Origin of the sequence: Paenibacillus sp. OSY-SE (assembly GCF_000283315.1) — a bacterium.
Lineage (GTDB): Bacteria > Bacillota > Bacilli > Paenibacillales > Paenibacillaceae > Paenibacillus_B > Paenibacillus_B profundus.
Genome location: NZ_ALKF01000183.1, coordinates 54,904 through 73,636 on the forward strand (window position 1 = coordinate 54,904; position 18,733 = coordinate 73,636).

Annotated in this window: 12 protein-coding genes; all 12 read left to right on the forward strand. The window is 52.3% G+C overall.

The features are described 5' to 3' along the window. Positions 1-77 precede the first annotated feature (77 nt). The 12 genes from metA (at position 78) to A372_RS0115590 (ending at position 18,733) form a co-directional block, all read left to right on the forward strand. Entirely contained in the window at positions 78-1,019 is a 942-nt protein-coding gene (gene metA, locus A372_RS0115535; RefSeq protein ID WP_019421791.1) for a homoserine O-acetyltransferase MetA, read from the forward strand. Continuing rightward, entirely contained in the window at positions 1,019-2,200 is a 1,182-nt protein-coding gene (locus tag A372_RS0115540) for an aminotransferase class I/II-fold pyridoxal phosphate-dependent enzyme (RefSeq protein WP_019421792.1), read from the forward strand. The genes metA and A372_RS0115540 overlap by 1 nt, the downstream gene beginning before the upstream one ends. An 8-nt stretch (positions 2,201-2,208) precedes the next feature. Further along, the gene (locus tag A372_RS0115545) at positions 2,209-3,411 is read left to right on the forward strand and encodes a trans-sulfuration enzyme family protein (protein ID WP_019421793.1); all 1,203 of its coding nucleotides are present in this window, start codon (positions 2,209-2,211) and stop codon (positions 3,409-3,411) included. A gap of 275 nt (positions 3,412-3,686) precedes the next feature. Beyond that, positions 3,687-4,826, forward strand: coding sequence for a cyclic dehypoxanthinyl futalosine synthase (gene mqnC, locus A372_RS0115550; RefSeq protein ID WP_019421794.1), 1,140 nt, complete (start codon positions 3,687-3,689; stop codon positions 4,824-4,826). A gap of 704 nt (positions 4,827-5,530) precedes the next feature. Then, the gene (locus A372_RS0115555; RefSeq protein ID WP_019421795.1) at positions 5,531-8,641 is read left to right on the forward strand and encodes a collagenase; all 3,111 of its coding nucleotides are present in this window, start codon (positions 5,531-5,533) and stop codon (positions 8,639-8,641) included. A gap of 301 nt (positions 8,642-8,942) precedes the next feature. Beyond that, positions 8,943-9,863: a putative sporulation protein YtxC gene (gene ytxC, locus A372_RS0115560; RefSeq protein ID WP_019421796.1), complete on the forward strand. Its 921-nt coding sequence runs from the start codon at positions 8,943-8,945 to the stop codon at positions 9,861-9,863. Between the two features lie 533 nt (positions 9,864-10,396). Beyond that, a complete protein-coding gene (gene thrS / locus A372_RS0115565) occupies positions 10,397-12,361 on the forward strand; it encodes a threonine--tRNA ligase (protein WP_019421797.1) in 1,965 nt (654 codons plus the stop codon). Positions 12,362-12,389: 28 nt separating this feature from the next. Further along, complete coding sequence (locus A372_RS37410; RefSeq protein WP_019421798.1) at positions 12,390-12,530, forward strand: hypothetical protein; 141 nt, start codon at positions 12,390-12,392, stop codon at positions 12,528-12,530. A 148-nt stretch (positions 12,531-12,678) separates the two neighbouring features. After that, positions 12,679-14,919 (forward strand): M1 family metallopeptidase, encoded by a 2,241-nt coding sequence (locus A372_RS0115575; protein WP_019421799.1) that lies wholly within the window; start codon positions 12,679-12,681, stop codon positions 14,917-14,919. Between the two features lie 544 nt (positions 14,920-15,463). Next, positions 15,464-16,864, forward strand: a complete 1,401-nt coding sequence (locus A372_RS0115580) for an ammonium transporter (RefSeq protein ID WP_019421800.1) — start codon at positions 15,464-15,466, stop codon at positions 16,862-16,864. Beyond that, entirely contained in the window at positions 16,836-17,999 is a 1,164-nt protein-coding gene (locus A372_RS34035; RefSeq protein ID WP_019421801.1) for a DUF294 nucleotidyltransferase-like domain-containing protein, read from the forward strand. Before A372_RS0115580 ends, A372_RS34035 begins: the two co-directional genes overlap by 29 nt. Then, the gene (locus tag A372_RS0115590; RefSeq protein ID WP_019421802.1) at positions 17,996-18,733 is read left to right on the forward strand and encodes an exonuclease domain-containing protein; all 738 of its coding nucleotides are present in this window, start codon (positions 17,996-17,998) and stop codon (positions 18,731-18,733) included. The genes A372_RS34035 and A372_RS0115590 overlap by 4 nt, the downstream gene beginning before the upstream one ends.

Genomic DNA, 18,733 nt, shown 5'->3' on the forward strand with positions numbered 1-18,733 from the left:
CAGGAGCGCCGTATCCACTTGCTACATACGTTTGCCAGTGCTGCATGTATGGAACCAATATGAAGGAGGAGAGCGTCATGCCGATTAAAATTCCGGATCACTTGCCGGCCAAAGAAATACTGTCTCAGGAGAACATATTCGTTATGGACGAAACACGTGCGTATCACCAAGATATTCGTCCGCTTCGAATTGTAATTCTGAACTTGATGCCGACGAAAGAGACGACGGAAACCCAACTGCTTCGCTTAGTTGGCAATACGCCGCTTCAGGTAGATGTGACATTGCTCCATCCAGCGAGCCATACCTCGAAAAATACATCGGCGGAACATTTGTCGTCCTTTTATAAAACGTTTGAAGAAATTGAGAATCAGCAGTTTGACGGCATGATTATTACAGGGGCTCCCGTGGAGCAGATGGATTTCGAGGACGTGAACTATTGGCAGGAGCTGTGCCTCATCATGAAATGGTCCAAGGAAAATGTGACCTCGACCTTTCATATATGTTGGGCGTCCCAGGCAGGTCTGTACTATCATTACGGCATTCGCAAATATTCACTAGACAACAAAATATTTGGGGTATTTCCCCATACGTTAACGAAGGAAAATGTAAGTCTGACACGCGGCTTCGACGAGATGTTCCTTGTTCCACAATCCCGCCATACGGAAGTGAGACGCGAGGATATCGAGCAAGTTGCCGCCTTGAATATATTAGCGGAATCAGAAGAAGCGGGAGTCTATCTGGTTGCGACTGAGGATGGCAAGCAAATCTTCGTGACCGGGCACTCTGAATACGATCCCTGTACATTGAAATGGGAATATGATCGGGATATCGCGAAAGGGATGGATATGGACATCCCCGCTAATTATTTTCCAAATAACGATCCGTCCAAAAAGCCGTACTCGACTTGGCGTGCGCATGCCAATCTGCTCTTTTCCAACTGGCTGAACTACTATGTATATCAAGAGACGCCGTATGAATTAGGCAGAGCCGTATCGCACAAGGAAGGGGCGCAATTGTAATGGCTGCACAGAACTCAGACAACTACCGCATCGAAAGCCGGCTCGCACAGATCGGGTCGGTGCATGAGCCGAAGACAGGCGCCGTAACGTATCCAATCTTTCAAGCAACCGCGTATCGCCATCCACGGCTCGGGCAGAGCACCGGATTTGATTATATACGTACGAAGAACCCGACCCGGCAAGTGCTGGAAGACGCGGCGGCCGCCTTGGAAGGCGGAGATGCAGGCTTCGCGTGCAGCTCGGGGATGGCAGCATTGCAGACCGTATTCGCGCTGTTCAGTCAAGGGGATCATCTGATCGTGTCGTTGGACTTGTACGGCGGGACATACCGCTTGCTTGAACAGATCATGTCCCGCTTCGGCGTGTCGGCGGCCTATGTTGATACGAACGATATGGATGCGCTCGAGTCGGCGCGCAAGCCGGAGACGAAGGCGGTCATCATCGAGACGCCGACCAATCCGCTCATGATGATAACGGACATCGAACGGGTTGCGGCTTGGGCTAAGGCACACGGCATGTTGACTATCGTCGACAATACGCTCCTTACGCCGTTCTTCCAGCGCCCAATTGAGCTTGGAGCGGATATCGTCGTCCACAGTGCGACGAAGTATTTGGGTGGACATAACGATGTGCTGGCTGGCCTTATCGTGACAAAGGGCAAGGAATTGTCCGACGAAATCGGATTTCTGCATAATTCAATCGGCGCCGTACTCAGTCCGTCGGATTCGTACCAACTGATGCGCGGCATGAAGACGCTCGCCCTCCGAATGGAGCGGCATCAGACTAACGCGACGATCATTGCGAACTGGCTGCTGGACCATCCGGCCATTGAAGCAGTGTACTATCCGGCGCTTCCGCATCATCCGGGCCATGATATTCAGAAGCGGCAGTCGGCGGGCAACACGGGCATCTTCTCGTTCCGCTTGAAGGATGCGCGGTATGTTGAGCCGATTCTGAGACATCTGAAGCTGATTGCATTTGCGGAAAGCTTAGGTGGTGTCGAATCGCTGATGACATATCCGGCCATACAGACGCATGCAGACATTCCGCAGGAAATTCGGGAGCGGATCGGCGTTGACGACCGTCTGTTGCGCTTCTCGGTCGGTATCGAGCATACGGAAGACCTCATTGCGGATTTGGACCAAGCGATTGCTGCGGCAAAAGCGGAAATAGAGGGGTGACGAAAAATATGAGCGAGCAACATAAGGGACACGATGACGAACTGGGAAGCAACCATCCCCAAAAAGGCGAGCGCCGCTTTGCGACGAAGCTTATCCACTTTGGCGGTGAGATCGACAGTAATACGGGGGCGTCCAGCGTTCCGATATACCAGGCGACAACGTTCCATCATCACGATATTTACGAGCCGCCTGAATATGACTATTCCCGTTCCGGCAATCCGACGCGACAGGCGCTGGAGAATTATATCGCTTTGTTGGAAGGCGGAAGCAACGGATACGCATTCGCATCTGGCATGGCTGCAATTTCGTCTGCATTCCTGCTCCTGTCGGCGGGCGATCACGTCATTGTAACAGAGGATGTCTACGGGGGAACGTACCGTTTGTTGACGTCTATCCTGACCCGCTTGCACATTGAATCGACCTTCGTCGATATGACGGATATCGAACAGGTGAAAGCCGCCCTTCGCCCGAACACGAAGGCCGTATACATGGAAACACCGTCCAACCCGACGCTCAAAATTACGGACATTGCTGAGGTGGCGGCATGGGCGAAGGAACACGGTCTCATCACATTGCTCGATAATACGTTTATGACGCCTTACCATCAACGGCCCATCGAGCTTGGCGTTGACATTGTACTGCATAGCGCGACGAAGTTCCTCGGCGGTCATAGCGACGTGCTGGCCGGGCTGACGGTAACGGCGGACGAGAGCCTTGGACACCGCGTCAAGCAGATGCAGAACGGTCTCGGCACCGTATTGGGTGTTCAGGACAGCTGGCTGTTGATGCGCGGGATGAAGACGCTGGAAGCGCGCATGAAGCAGAGCGAGCAGAGCGCGCGGCGTCTTGCCGAGTGGCTTCACGAGAGAACGGATATTGCCCGCGTCTACTATCCCGGGCTGTTGAATCATCCAGGCCGCGAGGTGCATGAGAAGCAATCGCAAGGCTATGGTGCGGTCGTATCCTTCGATGTCGGTTCCGGCGAACGTGCGAAGCAGGTGCTGAACCAAGTGAAGCTGCCGCTGGTCGCCGTCAGCCTGGGGGCTGTCGAGAGCATTCTATCCTATCCGGCGATGATGTCACATGCGGCCATGCCGAAGGAAGTGCGGATGGAACGAGGCATTACGGATGGATTGCTCCGTTTCTCCGTAGGTCTGGAGCACATTGATGATTTGCTGGAGGACTTGGATCAAGCATTATCTTTGTCATAAAATATAAGTAGTGAAGTTGCTTTATTCCTCTCGTTACAGGTATCGTACCGGACAAATTATCGGTTCAGCCTGTACCGGGAGGTGCTGTTTTTTACGGGCAAACTATGTTACCATTATTGCAGTTGTTGACATGAACTAGGAAGTATCATGTCACGTACGGATGAGCCATATCGCGCACGTTCATATATCATTTGTGGCTGTGGCTGCGCCTAGATACGTTTTTCGCATGAGCATGCAACTTATGCAACTTATTTTTGAGAGGAAGTGACTGTACGATGTCACCGATTGACCGCATACTGGACAAAGCGCTGCGCGGCGAACGAATTGACACGGACGAATGCGTTACTTTGTTCGAAACCGACCAGATAGAAAAGCTTGGAGCCGTCGCCAATCAGAAGATGCAGAAGTGGCATCCCGAGCCCATTTCCACCTTCGTGATTGGTCGAAATGTCAACTACACGAACATTTGCGATACGTATTGTCGGTTCTGCGCGTTCTACCGCGCACCCGGATCGAAGGAAGGCTATGTCCTTCCGGATGAAGTCATTTTTCAGAAGATTCAGGAAACGATCGACGTTGGTGGTACGGAAATATTGATGCAGGGTGGAACGAATCCCGAGCTGCCCTTCAGCTATTATACAGATTTGCTGCGCGCGATTAAAGAACGTTTCCCAAGCATTACGATGCACTCTTTTTCGCCAGCTGAAATCTTGAAAATGCAGGAAGTATCTGACGGATTGTCGTTGGAGCAAGTCGTACGTGAAATTCATGAGGCAGGTCTGGACTCCTTGCCTGGCGGCGGTGCGGAAATATTGGATGATCGCACGCGCCGTAAAATTAGCCGGCTTAAAGGCTCATGGCGGGATTGGATGGACGTTATGCAAACTGCACATAAGGTCGGCATGAACACGACGGCGACGATGGTCATCGGCTTCGGCGAGCTGTTGGAAGAGCGTGCGCTTCATATGGAGCGTGTTCGCACAGCACAGGATGAATGCCTGGCGAATGGATATTCTTCTAAAGGGTTCCTTGCCTTCATTCCATGGACATTCCAGCCAGACAATACGAACATGAAGGCGGAGCGCGTCAGTCCGGAGGAATATTTGAAGACATTGGCTATCAGCCGAATTTTCTTGGACAACATTCCGAATTTCCAAGCCTCTTGGGTAACGATGGGGCCGGAAGTCGGGAAGTTGACGTTAAGCTACGGCTGCAACGATTTCGGCAGCACGATGATCGAGGAGAACGTCGTCTCCGCCGCTGGAGCGACGCACAAAGTGAACATCGAGAGCACGCTTCGTCTCATTCGCGAGGCCGGCAAGGTTCCGGCGCAGCGGGATACGAAGTACAACATCCTACAAGTGTTTGACGATGAAAATATGCGCGTAGAGCGTGATTTTATAATGCAGAATTAGTGTAGTGCAGAAGAACTCATAACATAGTGGTGCCATTATCATCATGCTGGCGTTGCCCGAGCCTCTTGCTTTGAAAGGGAGGAGGGCAGCGCCCTTTTTTGTTGGACGATGGGAGGTTTCCATTGTGCTCCATTGTATTTTGTCCATTGGTTACGATAATTAGGAGCTCAAGTGTGGGGTGTCATTGGAAATACTCCAATAGAATCCTATCCATACGGCATAAAGGCAAGAAAATACCCTGATTTGATTGGATGTTTTCCAATGGAATGAATGAATCGCGGTTGAAATGGACGAAATGACTGTATATTTTCCAATGGAAGTGCGCTGACTTTGACTTGTAAGAGGTAGAGATCCGAAAATAGACTAAGTTCAATCGATTAGATTCGTTTGGGTTAGCTCGCAAAATTCGACAACATCGGAAGTTCTTACCGGATGGAACTCCAAGTCCCATATTCGAAGCGTAAATAATAGTGCTATTACCCGAAAAGTGAAAACATGCAGCAAGGCGGTCGACGGGGAGTCAGCTGCCTTTTTGCCTTTTCACGTCCCGGTTACAGGAACGTTTTGTCGCAACGAAAGTCCTATCTGCTGAGAAAAACAGGAATTTAGTTTTATGTCCAAACTCCCGATTTCCTCCGATATTTAGGTTTGTCGTTCACAAATAGAAAACGTGAATGAACAGACACAAGGGGGTTGTTGTACACATGAAACAGAAAGTATGGACGAGACTGGCCGCCGCTTTGCTGGCGGTAACCGTAGCTGCGGGAAGCCCAGCAGGCTTCGCCGCGGCCATGCCTGTCGGTACGGCGGAAGAGCCGCACGGATTTATCCAATCGGAGAGCGGCAGCATATGGTCAATGACGGAAGACGAGCGGCTAGGCTCGCCGCTAGGAGCCGTAGGGGAGTTGCCTTCCGCAGATTCGGCAGAGGCTGGCATGGAGGAACCGAAGCCGGCTCAGGCGCTTAAGAGCGAAGCGAGGCAGGATGTCCAGTCGACGTACAGCATGGCGCATTTGAACTCGTTGTCGAATGAAGAACTTACGGATCTGCTCGCGGGCATCGAATGGCGGACGATTCCCGAGCTGTTCAAATATAACGAGGATACCCGCCGGTTTTATGCGGACGGGGACCGCTTTCAGGCCATCGTGGACCGGTTGGAGGAGAGTGGAAGACGGTTCACGGCGGAGGACGATCAAGGCATTCCTACGTTGGTGGAGGTGCTCCGTTCCGGTTACTATTTGGGGTATTACAACGAGAAACTCGGACATATCGATGAGGCAGCGTACCGGGAAAAAGTACTGCCCGCTGTGAAGGCAATTATGGAAAACCCAGCCTTTGCTTGGGGGACGCCAGTGCAGAACGAGGTCATCGGAGCGACGGGCAAGCTGATATCCAACACTACGGTCGAACGGGATACCGTTAACCGCTTGGCGGGCGTCCTGGCAGCGTTCGTCGACCGGACGGATGCGTACGACGGCGATCGTTCGGCGGGAGAGGCATTCTACAGCCTCATTCAAGGAGTCGGCTATGTGCTCATGTGGCGTATGGACGATCCTGTCCAGGAAGCTGCGTTCAAAGGGGGCATCGACGCTTATCTGGAGCAGCTGTTCCGGATGGTGAAGCAGGGGCCGAGGTCGGCGGACAAGCTGTGGCTGACGAACAACGCGATATACTATACGGGTTCGCTCGGGCATTATTACAGCGACTCGTTGCAGGCGAACCGGGTGCTGACGGAAATTATGCAGACGGAGCCGGCGCTTGGCGAGGTGTATTTCGTGGCGGCCGACCAAATTGAGCGACACTTCGCGGGGATGGATGCCAACGGAAGCCTGGTGGATATGACCGTGTTGAAGCAGCAGGGAAAGGAGCGCTATCTTCCGCAGCGGACCGAGTTCGATGATGGCCGGTTCATATTCCAGACGGGCGACAAGTTGAGCGAGGAGCAGATTCAGCGTTTATATTGGGCCGCGAAAGAAGTTCAAGCCCAATTCCACCGCGTCATCGGCAGCGATAAGGCGCTGGAGCCGGGCAATGCGGACGACGTGCTGACAGTTGTCATTTACAACAATCCGGACGAGTACCGGATGAACCGCTATTTATACGGATACGAGACTGAAAATGGCGGCATCTACATTGAAGGCGACGGGACGTTCTTCACGTATGACCGGACGATCGAGCAGAGCATTTACAGTCTGGAGGAACTGTTCCGGCACGAATTTACCCATTATCTGCAGGGGCGGTACGTGGTGCCGGGCATGTGGGGCCGGGGACCGCTCTATGACGGGGGGCGCATGCAGTGGTTCGACGAAGGCGGAGCCGAATTCTTCGCGGGCGCCACGCGGACGGAAGGGATTCAGCCCCGCAAGTCGGTCGTGGGCAATCTGAGGCACGACGGGCCGGAACAGCGTTTCTCCGTGTCGGATACGGTGAATGCGCAGTACGGCACGTGGAAGTTTTACGATTATTCGTTTGCCTTGTACGACCATCTATACCGGCACGACTTTGCGGCGCTTGACCGGATTCACGATGCCATCCAGTTCAATGATGCGGGGGCCTATGAAGGGCATCTCGCGGCAATGAGCGGCGATGCGGGATTGAATCAATTGTACCAGCGCTCCATCGAGGAGCAGGCCGCCCAGTATGACAGCTTGACGGTGCCGCTCGTATCCGACGATTATATGCGGACACCTGAGCCTAAGCCGGTGCGGGACATTTACGGAGAGATTGCGGCCATCGCGGGATTGAGCAACGTGAGCACGCAGGAACGGGAGTCCCGTTTCTTCCAGACGTTCGAGCTTCGCGGCACGTACGCCGGCGGGGCTGCGGCAGGGGAAACGCAGGATTGGCAGACGATGAACGGTTTTGCCGACGAATTCCTGAAAACACTAACGGCTCGTTCGTGGGCCGGGTATAAGACTGTGACTGCTTATTTTACTAATTACCGTATGGACGGGGAAGGGCGATTCGTCTACGATCTCGTGTTCCACGGCAAGCTGCCTGCCGACAGGGATAGCGTAGAGAACCCGGATGAAGACGGTAACGGCGGCGACGGGGGGGACCCGAACGGCGGCCATGACGGTAATGGACAACCGAACGTAGAACGGGAGCCGAACGATACCTGGGAACAGGCCGTCCGCTTGACTGCGGGCAAATCCGTATCCGGTAAGCTTGAAGACACGGATCGGGTCGATATCTACCGCTTTGATGTCGAGAAGGCGGGAGATTGGATGTTAGAGTTGGAGACCGCACAGGCGCAAGGGGCGGCTTGGGTGCTCTACCACGAGTCTGACTTGACCAACTATGTCGCTTACCCGAGCCGCGTGGCCGGCGCGAGTGTGGCCGGTTCTGTTGCGGCCCTGCCGGGCACCTATTACGTGTATGTATATGCAACGGCGCTGGGAGAGCAGCCATACCGCATGCTCGTCCAGCCGGGAACGCTGCCTGAGCAGCAACCGGAACCGGAGAATCCTCTGTTCGAAGAGTCAGAGCCGAACGATTCGCCTGATACGGCCAATGGGCCGATTCCAACGGGCCGGACGGTCATCGGAGCTCTCGAAGGGGATGACGATAAGGATGTGTTTGTGGTGGACGTGGATAAGCCGTCGGCGCTTCGCATTGAGCTGGAGAAGCGGCTTGGCGAAAGCGTCAACTGGATGCTGTTCCGGGAAGGCGATACAGACCGTCCGGTCGCATATCCGATCGAATTGGATGACAAGCGGATGAGCGCCGGTTATGAAGCGGAGCCGGGCCGATACTATGTGTTCGTGTACAAGTATGCCGATGAGGATGTTCATTACACTTTGCAAATCCGTTAACAAGGGTCAGTCTCCCGCACCGCGGTCCAACCGTGGGCGGGAGGTTTTTTTGATTGGGAGAGAGGGCGTATCTATCACTTGGTGAAAAATTTCACTAATTAAAAGACAATTAAGCAAGAACGGCCTGGCGAATGTCGAACGGCCATAATGAATAAATGACGCGCCTGACTCGAAGGGAGATTGATGCAAAGGGCTCTAACATGATTGTCTGAAATATTCATCCCTGTATTTCCAGAACCCTCTTCGTATATCTGTTTCTGTGCCCCCATATACTGAATAAGGAACAGAAAGGAGTGAGTTCATGGAACTGTTCACGATATCGTTACCACATGCATCGCAGGACGACATGGCAGCTTTGACGGGCTTACTGCAGCAAGAGCTGAGCGATTTACATAAACAGCCGAATGGCGTGGAGTTCGATCAATCGATCACCGAACAGATGGCTTTGATTACTTGCCGCGGTCTCATGCCCGGATTTCAGCTTGCCAGACAAGGACAAGACGTGTGGAATAAAGCCGCACGGGCACTTGCCGAATATATTTTGTCCATGAAGGAAAAATCGCTCATCCGTTCCTTTATTACAAAAGAATCTCACTATGACGAGGGCGAACAAAGCAAAATAGAGGAATATTGCCTGCAGTTGCTTAATGGGGTGGACGAAATCGGGGCTACGGAGGCGCGCCGCCGTCGCAAAGGCAAAGTGATGCGCGTACTGCGCCGTTATTTAGAGGAGCATACGGAATTGAACCTGGAGGGGTTTATCCGGTTCCGCTTAGTGAAGTATATGAATGAATTGCGCGAAGTCGTTGATTACGCGATTGACGAATATGTGCTTGAACGCCAGTATCAAGAGTTTATCGGATTGTTGAAATATTTCGTGTTCATTCAAGAGACGAAAATACCGCTTGCTCATTTGATGCATAAGGGTGGACATGAGTTTACGCTTCTCAATGAGCAAATGCAGCCGCTGGAGCCAAACCACGTTGTTGACGGCATGATTGTAGAAATGTTGGATTACGATATGGAAATGGAAGATATGATCGTAAGCACACTCATTAACGTGTCTCCGCAAAATATTATTATTCATACGCAAGAACCGGATTCCCAAGTAATTAAGACCATTCAGCAGATCTTTGAGTCACGTGTGCAGGTATGCATTTACTGCAGTTCTTGCCAACCGCTTGCAAGCGAACCGTTGCAAACGCAGGACAGCTACACTTGAATCCGTCTCATGCAGAAGGTGATTTCCGTCTGGTTCGGACAAATGTCCGAAGCAGCGGTAACCGCCTTTTTTATTTGACTGCATTGACTCTTGACCACCAGTGAAAGATCGCATATAATATGCCATATTGAAATAACAGTTGCATAACGTCATGCGATGACGAAGATATGAATGACGGATGGAACCGCGCAGAGAGAGAGACCGAGGCTGCAAGTCTCTTCGGAGTACGCCGTACATTTACCCCTTTGGAGCATTGAATGGGAACTCCTTGGCCGTTCTGTACCTTGCTGTACGGAGACCAGAGATAGTATCATTCGACGTGTCATTCCCGTTACCGAATGCTCAAGGATTGCTATAGCCCTGTCGACATGCAGATGTTGAATCGTGTGCGGCAGCAGCAAGGCAGTCGAATGAGGGTGGAACCACGAGTTGCTATGATTATGAACGCTCGTCCCTTTTATAGGGATGGGTGTTTTTTTATTTTTATAGAGGTTGAACACACACTTCTATCGACAAACAAGGAGGAACAGCACATGTCTATGGTTAACGTAACATTGCCGGATGGCGCCGTACGCGAGTATGAGCAGGGGAGCACAATTGAAGATGTGGCCGGCTCAATCAGCAGCGGTCTGAAGAAAAATGCATTGGCTGGGAAAATCGATGGGAAAGTGGTCGATTTATATACGCCGATTGAACAGGATGCAAAGGTCGAAATCGTGACGGCAGATTCTGCTGACGGTCTGGAAGTGATGCGTCATAGTACGGCTCACTTGATGGCGCAAGCGATCAAGCGTTTATATAAAGATGCGAACGTCAAGCTCGGAATTGGTCCGGTCATCGAGGATGGCTTCTATTACGACATCGATATGGATATATCGCTTACACCTGAGGATTTGCCTAAGATTGAAAAAGAAATGGAACGGATCGTATCGGAAAATTTGCCGATTCGCCGTCGTGTCGTATCACGTGAAGAAGCGCTCCGCATCTACAATGAGATCGGCGATGAATTGAAAGTGGATCTTATTTCTGACTTACCGGAAGATTCGGTCATTACGATTTATGATCAAGGCGAATTTTTCGATCTATGCCGTGGGCCGCACTTGCCTTCCACTGGCAAGATTAAAGTGTTCAAGCTGCTGAGCTTGGCGGGCGCATACTGGCGCGGCAACTCCGACAACAAAATGCTGCAGCGCATTTACGGTACGGCTTTCGTGAAGAAGGCGCAGCTTGATGAATACCTGCATTATCTGGAAGAAGCCAAGAAGCGCGACCACCGCAAGCTTGGCAAGGAGTTGAAAATCTTCACGTTCTCCCGTGAAGTCGGACAGGGCTTGCCGCTCTGGCTGCCTAACGGCGCAACGCTGCGCCGGACAATGGAGCGTTATATCGTGGATCTGGAAGAACGCCTCGGCTACAGCCACGTCTACACGCCAGTATTGGCGAATGTCGATCTGTATAAGACGTCGGGGCACTGGGATCATTACCAAGAGGACATGTTCCCTGTAATGACACTCGACAATGAAGAGCTCGTGCTCCGTCCGATGAACTGTCCGCACCATATGATGGTGTATAAGAGCGATATGCGCAGCTATCGCGAACTGCCGATTCGTATCGCAGAGCTGGGCACCATGCATCGCTACGAAATGTCAGGGGCGCTGACAGGCTTGCACCGCGTTCGGGCTATGACGCTGAACGACGCGCACATCTTCTGTCGTCCCGATCAGATCAAGGAAGAGTTCGCCCGCGTTATTAACTTGATTCGCCGCGTATATGAGGACTTCGGCATTAAGGAATACCGGTTCCGTTTATCTTATCGCGATCCGCAAGATACTGAGAAATATTTTCCGGATGATGCGATGTGGGAAATGTCGCAGCGCATGCTGCGTGAAGTCGTGGAAGAGCTTGGCTTGCCGTTCTTCGAAGAAGAGGGAGAAGCGGCGTTCTACGGCCCTAAGGTGGATGTGCAAATCAAGACCGCGCTCGGCAAGGAAGAGACGTTGTCGACAGCGCAGCTTGACTTCCTGCTTCCTGAGCGCTTCGAGCTGGAGTATGTAGGCGAAGACGGGCAGAAGCACCGTCCGGTCGTTATTCACCGCGGTATTATTAGCACGATGGAGCGTATGACTGCGTTCTTGCTCGAGAACTTTGCCGGCGCGCTGCCGCTCTGGCTGTCTCCGGTACATGCGAAGGTAATTCCGGTATCGCCGACTTATGAGGCGTATGCGAAGGAAGTTACGGAAACGCTGCTCGATGCAGGCATCCGCGCGGAAGCGGATCTGCGCAACGAGAAGCTCGGCTACAAAATTCGCGAAGCGCAGCTTGAGAAAATGCCGTACATGCTCGTTGTGGGTGAGAACGAGAAGAATGACGGTGCCGCATCTGTCCGCAAACGTGGAGAGGGCGATCTCGGCATGAAGCCGCTCGCGGAAGTGATCGCGCTGCTGCAAGAGGAAATTCGTACCCGTCATGTACCGGAAGCAGCGCCGAAAGAACAATAAAATGCTGCTGTAACAAAATGAAATGAAAATGAAAGAAAGACGCCTGTCGCTGACGGGCGTCTTTGTTTATCCTTTCGTTCGGCTGCCGCTTCGAGGACGCGACAAGCCTTCGATAGAGGCAGGCTTCGCCATATGCGGCGGACTGGAGGCTATCAAGTCGGCGCAATAACCTGCCGAGCGCTGGAATGCCAGATAGCGGCAGCCATACCTGACAAAAATGTAAGGATGTCATAAGGTAAATCACACGCTGCATGAACGCGTCTGAACTATAATGAATGTAACATCATGAGGTGATTCTCAAATGAAGGAAGTGCATTATGACAACGAAAACGAAACGTACAGGACGCCAACTGCTGCAGACAACGATAGCGGCCGCCATGGCATTTACGATGCTTGCAGCTCCATTTACCTCTACAAACACGGCTTACGCGCAAGCAGATTCCAAAGGAAGCCCGACACAGGCTGCTTCCGCATTGGCAGCGCAAACGAAGCAAGATGTAAAAACCAACATTCAATATGATATTCAAGCCAAGCTGAACACGGATGACATGACGATATCCGGGAAGCAAACGGTGAAGTACCGCAACACGTCCTCTGATAAGCTTAACGATGTCGTGTTCCGCTTGTTCGCCGATGCGCACCGCTCGAAAGAAACGCAGCCATCGATGTTTGCCCGCAGCAACGAAGAAATTGCACAAGAAAATCCAGATAAAAAACCGGAGGATTTTCTGGGCGGCATCGATATTATTAGCGTAAAGGATACGGCTACAGGGCGCACGCTTGCCACGAAAAACGAAAAGCAAGCGCTGACCGTTCAGCTTGAGAAGGCACTTAACCAAGATGAGGAAGTTGCTTTGGAGTTGGAATACAAGACAAAAATTCCATTTGGTTCGCAGCGACTGTCTTATCAAAAAGATATCATTAACGGCGCTCATTGGTTCCCGGTCATGTCCGTCTATGACGAGAAGACGCATACTTGGAACAAGACGCCTTATAGCACGAAATTCGAGACCGATTATTACGAAGTGGCTGACTACAATGTAAACATGAACGTGCCAGAGAAGCTCCAAGTGGTGATGCCGGGACAAATGTCGGAGCAGCCAGCTGAAGCCGGCCGCAAGGTCGTATCGACGAAGTCGGACAAGACCCGCGAGCTTGTGTTTTTCTCTAGTGAAAAATTCCATAAAGCCAGCAAGACAAAGAACGGTTTGACAGTAGAGTATGTGTACTACAATGACAACAACGATCCGGCTAAGACGGCCGTAATCAATAAGTATATTGATCAAGCGTTCAAAGCCATCGAATTTTTCAGCGACAAATTCGGCAAATATGAATATCCCGAGTTCCGCATCGTGGAGTCCCACGTGGAAGGCGTAGCCGTAGAGTTCTCGCGTGTTATTCAGATGGGCCTTGTTGACGCTAATGCCGCACCGGAGAAAAAAACCGCATTTGTCCATGAAATCGCGCACCAATGGTTCCACTCCATTATCGGCAATGACTCCGAGACGGAATCGTTTTTGGATGAAGGCTTTGCGGATTTCGCCATGAGCTATTTCTTTAATGAGCAAGGCAGCAAGCTGAGCGGCTTCGATGATGTTCGGAGCGATATATATCCGCTGGACATAGCGATCAACTCCACGAACGACAACGCCGGGGAATCGCCGGATGCTTTGTTCTATAAGAGAGGCCGACTCGCCATTTACGAGCTGTACCGCACGGTCGGGCAAGAGAAGTTCGACGCGTTCATGAAGGAGTACTTCAACCGTTACGCATACCGCAACGCGACCGTTGATGGCCTGCTGCAGACAATCGAGGACCAGTTCGGCAAGGCGGTCCGCGATCGAATGGATGACAATCTGAATAAGCCTAACTTCGAGCTCAAGCCGGAATACGGCATGACAGAGGCGGAACAAGCAGAATTTATGCGTTTAGGCATGGTAGAGATGTATGATGGGGTCGAGCAAGGTTACCCTGATCTGTCGAAAGAAACGATGTTTAAAATAATGTCCAAAGCGCTGCACGGCGAACCGCTGACCATCGTTTACAGCAATCCGGTCAGCAAAGCAGCCAAGGAACAGCAGGAAATGATATTCAGCGGCATTCAAAATATGCTTAGCATGACCGGTATGAAAGCCGACATTATGTCCGAGCGGCAAGCGATTAAGAAAAACATGGAGACGACGCTGGCCAAAAGCAACGTCATCGTCATTGGCAATCCGAAGCATAATACGTTCATTCAAGCGTTGAAGCCGGCTATTGTGGCAAAGGCCGAGCAAGCGGGCTTCCCGTGGAAAGAAGTGATGAACAAGCCTGGACTTCACGGTGCATATGGCGTCACGCATCCGTATAACAAAGACCGTATGGTCGTGCACTACTTCTGGACGGACGATCATGTCAACGAGAAAGCGGCAGCTGGCTTCTTGCCTTTGGCTGGAATGAAAACATTGATGGTAACGAACAATTTTTATCAGTACTTTATTCAAAAGGCAGACGGCTCTATCTATAAAGAAAAATTTGTGGACAACCCGATCTCGAAGCTTTTCCAGACGGAGGAATAAATTAGAATTTAAATAATGCAGCCAATATACTATACGCTAAAGCCGCAGGGGTGATCCCTGCGGTTTTTTCATTTTCACATCTCGAAGCTACTTCTCGTGTTCACTTGTCTCTGTTTCGATCTGCCTTTTTGTCCACTCTCCCCAATGTTCAGATTGCGTAATGAAGCTTGGGGGTACATAAACGTCTCGTGAGGACGATGGGGAAAATGACCCTTGCTCTTAAAGGAAGGCGAGCGTTGACAAAGTACAGAGTGAGTGAGCGAAGAACAGTACCAACAATCGCAATTCGAGCTTATGTCCAATTATTTCTGAATAATTGGGATAGTGGGCAAAAGAACGATTTGGCGAATTCGAAAGCAGATCCGCACGGTAATGGAGAAAGCCATAGGTTAGCAACTATAATGTTAGGTTTATTTACATATATTGAACAATTGTATGGATTCTTTTCAATAACCCATTGAATAGAGCTCATTTCACGTCTATAATTTCCATGAATCAGTTTATGTTTGTTATATTATCTAACATGATGGGGAGTGTGGAGAAAATGAGAAGTAACAATGTGAAGCGCGCAATGCGAGATGGGGGCAGGTGGGCGGTGGCCGCTCTCCTAGGTTGCGGATGGTTCGGGCTTGTTCCAAGCTTTGCCCTGGCCGCAGGAGAAGCGTCTGTCCAGACGCTGGAGACGGGACTTAACGCCTTGTGGGTAATGCTGTCCGCCATCCTCGTGCTGTTCATGCAAGCGGGCTTTATTTTGCTTGAATCCGGATCTACGCGGATGAAAAATGCGGGACATGTCGCCGGGAAAACCGTTTTCACCGTCGGTTTGTGCTCGCTCGTATACTGGGCGGCCGGTTACGGCCTCATCTTTGGCAGTGAGGGCAATGCTTTCGTCGGCTGGGGCGACTTCTTCTTCAATCCGCAAGCTGCCGTCGGCATGCCTCCGTTCGTCTTTTTCACCTTTCAGTTCGCATTCGCTGCAGTTTCTCTATCCATTGCTTGGGGCGGATTTGCCGAGCGGGCTAAGCTGTCCGTCTACGTTCTCTTCACGGTGTTGTTCACCGCTATCATCTACCCGGTCGTCGCGCATTGGATCTGGGGCGGCGGCTGGCTCGCCGAACATGGCAAGCAGGATTTCGCCGGCTCTACGGTCGTTCACTTGACTGGTGCGATGGCGGCGCTTGCAGCCACACTTCTCCTGAAACCCCGCATCGGAAAATACAACAAAGACGGCGCACCGAATAAAATCAAAGGTCATAACCAAGTGTATACGACGCTTGGCGTGCTTATCCTCTGGATCGGCTGGTTCGGCTTTAATGCAGGCAGCACACTGGCGGTCGGTGACGGATTTTTCGGCTACGTCGCGATGAACACACAGCTGGGGGCAGGCGCTGGCGCGCTCGCCACGCTCGCCATTAGCTGGATCATGAACGGCAAAGCCGATATCCCGACGATTCTGAACGGCACGCTAGCTGGCTTGGTCGCTATTACCGCGTCTTGCGCCTTCGTTGATCCGTGGGCAGCCATCGTCATCGGGCTTATCGCCGGTATGCTCGTCTTCTACAGCGCGAAGCTGTTCGAGAAGCTGCGCATCGACGACCCGATCTATGCCTTGTCTGTTCACGGCATGGCAGGCATATGGGGAACGCTCTCGAACGGCATCTTCGCTACGACGGAACTGGCAGAGAAGGTCGGTGTCGGCAGGGGCGGATTAATCGATACCGGCAGCCTCAAGCAGTTGTGGGTTCAAGTGTATGGCATTGCGTCGGCGGGAGCCTTTGCATTCTTCGTCTCCTATATCCTCCTGTTCGTCATCAAGGGGTTGACAGGTCTGCGCGTGCACGAGGAGCAAGAGATTATCGGACTCGACCTGAGCGAGCATGGCGAGTACGGTTATCCGGAACAGATGAAGCAGGCGCATGAATCCCTTGCTGGCCAACATTCCTGAGGCGGTTGGGATGACTCTGCCGCCATTGCAACTGCTCCGCCGCTTTATCGACAAGGCGCCCGACTTGGCGGCGCTGGGCCAGCTCCACCAATCATTGTTCCCCCTATTCGCGACAAGCTTCGTGCAGAACGAACAGGATGAGTTCGATTTCCATGAACAGTGGAACGACATGCAGGATCGGTTGATCGCACAGACGGTCCGCTTGACAGAAGCAGAGCTGCGCGGGCAAGGACTGAACGCGCCTTGTGCCTACGCGTTCGTTCTGTTCGGCAGCGGGGGCAGGCGAGAGCAATCGTATTGGAGCGATCAAGATAATGGCATCGTCTACGAAGACCCGTCTCGCGATCGGGTCCAGGAGGCTGAACTTTATTTTCGGCGGCTTGGGAAGGAAATAGAGAAGGCGCTGCAAACGGTCGGCTACCCGCCTTGCACAGGTAAAGTGACATGCGGCAACCCGCAATGGTGCATGCCTAGGGCGGAGTGGCAAGAACAGCTGCAGAGGCGGTTCGGTTATCCGACGTGGGAACATGTCCGCTATTTGCTCATCTGTGCCGATATGCGTCCGCTGATCGGAGAGAGCTGCTTGGCGGACGCTGTATCGGACCATTTCCGAATGCTTGTGAGACAGCATCCAGCGATCGCTGGACAGTTGCTCAACAATTCGCTTCGCCATCAGCCAGTGCTCGGGCTGTTTGGCAACCTGCTCCGGGTTCCTTACGGTGCGCATGCCGGAGGAACGGAAATCAAATACGGCATTTATATCCCTTTCGTGAATGGAGTACGATACATGAGCATGCTGTACGGGCTCACAGACACCTCCACGAAGGCGCGGATATCTGGGTTGCGCCGAATCGGCGTGCTGAAGCCAGAGGAAGAAAGACGGCTGCTGTCGCGATTCTCCATTTGTTTGCGCCTGCGCAAGCTGACAGAGAAGGAGATGACTGCAGACGGTCTATGGCAGTCGAGCGGCATTATTGCAAGGCAACTGTTAATGAGACCGATCCGGGCGCAGATCAAATCATGTGTGCGCGAAGTAAAGGCATTGCAGCAGCGGGTCTGTATCGAATGCAGAGGGCGGGAGCAGAAGCTGCACAATCATGCCGAAGCAGATAGGAATGAGGCTGATGAAGGATGACGCAATGGGGTCCGGCCTCGGAGGTGTGGAAAATATACCGTCAAGGCGGCCTCACGCCGGCGTTTGCTTCCATTTTCGATATGAAAAGCGCCCAGCAGATCGCCTTCGTCCGCTCTCTGGCGCGGGAGCAGAAGCGGCACAATCTGGACCATGTGCCGTTGACAGAGCTGGAGGCCGTCATCTTCGATCTCGAGACGACCGGGTTCTCGCCGCAGCAAGGAGACGAAATCATCTCGATTGGCGCTGTTGCGCTGCATGGAGAGCAAGGCGTCGAAAATGATCAATTCTATAGTCTGGTCAATCCGAATCGTGACATCCCGCCGCATGTAGAGCGGTTGACTTCCATCACGAATGAGATGGCGCAGCAGGCGCCGAGCTTAGTTACCGTGCTGGGGCAGTTTCTCCAATTTGTGCGCCAGCGCGTGCTCATTGCCCACGGAAGCGGACACGACAAGCGATTTATTAACGCGGCTCTGTGGAGGACGTCTCGTGTGGTGTCGCAGCACCGCATTTTGGATACGATGCACGTAGCTGCGAAGCTGTATCCTCGATATATGGCCTACACGTTGGACGATTGGCTTTCGTTCTACAGCTTGGACAACACGGGCCGCCATCACGCATTGAACGATGCTTTATTGACCGCCCGGCTGTGGTTCGCGCTGTTGCGCGACATTGAACGGCAGCAGGAGGTGCGGACGGTTGGGGAGCTATATGCCTTTCTCGGGCAGGAATAA

Bases quoted from the DNA above. Each gene is read 5' to 3' on its own strand.
- A372_RS0115575 (WP_019421799.1), top strand. From the start codon at position 12,679: ATGACAACGAAAACGAAACGTACAGGACGCCAACTGCTGCAGACAACG.
- mqnC (WP_019421794.1), top strand. From the start codon at position 3,687: ATGTCACCGATTGACCGCATACTGGACAAAGCGCTGCGCGGCGAACGA.
- A372_RS37410 (WP_019421798.1), top strand. From the start codon at position 12,390: ATGAAAGAAAGACGCCTGTCGCTGACGGGCGTCTTTGTTTATCCTTTC.
- A372_RS34035 (WP_019421801.1), top strand. From the start codon at position 16,836: ATGAATCCCTTGCTGGCCAACATTCCTGAGGCGGTTGGGATGACTCTG.
- thrS (WP_019421797.1), top strand. From the start codon at position 10,397: ATGTCTATGGTTAACGTAACATTGCCGGATGGCGCCGTACGCGAGTAT.
- metA (WP_019421791.1), top strand. From the start codon at position 78: ATGCCGATTAAAATTCCGGATCACTTGCCGGCCAAAGAAATACTGTCT.
- ytxC (WP_019421796.1), top strand. From the start codon at position 8,943: ATGGAACTGTTCACGATATCGTTACCACATGCATCGCAGGACGACATG.
- A372_RS0115590 (WP_019421802.1), top strand. From the start codon at position 17,996: ATGACGCAATGGGGTCCGGCCTCGGAGGTGTGGAAAATATACCGTCAA.
- A372_RS0115540 (WP_019421792.1), top strand. From the start codon at position 1,019: ATGGCTGCACAGAACTCAGACAACTACCGCATCGAAAGCCGGCTCGCA.
- A372_RS0115580 (WP_019421800.1), top strand. From the start codon at position 15,464: ATGAGAAGTAACAATGTGAAGCGCGCAATGCGAGATGGGGGCAGGTGG.
- A372_RS0115545 (WP_019421793.1), top strand. From the start codon at position 2,209: ATGAGCGAGCAACATAAGGGACACGATGACGAACTGGGAAGCAACCAT.
- A372_RS0115555 (WP_019421795.1), top strand. From the start codon at position 5,531: ATGAAACAGAAAGTATGGACGAGACTGGCCGCCGCTTTGCTGGCGGTA.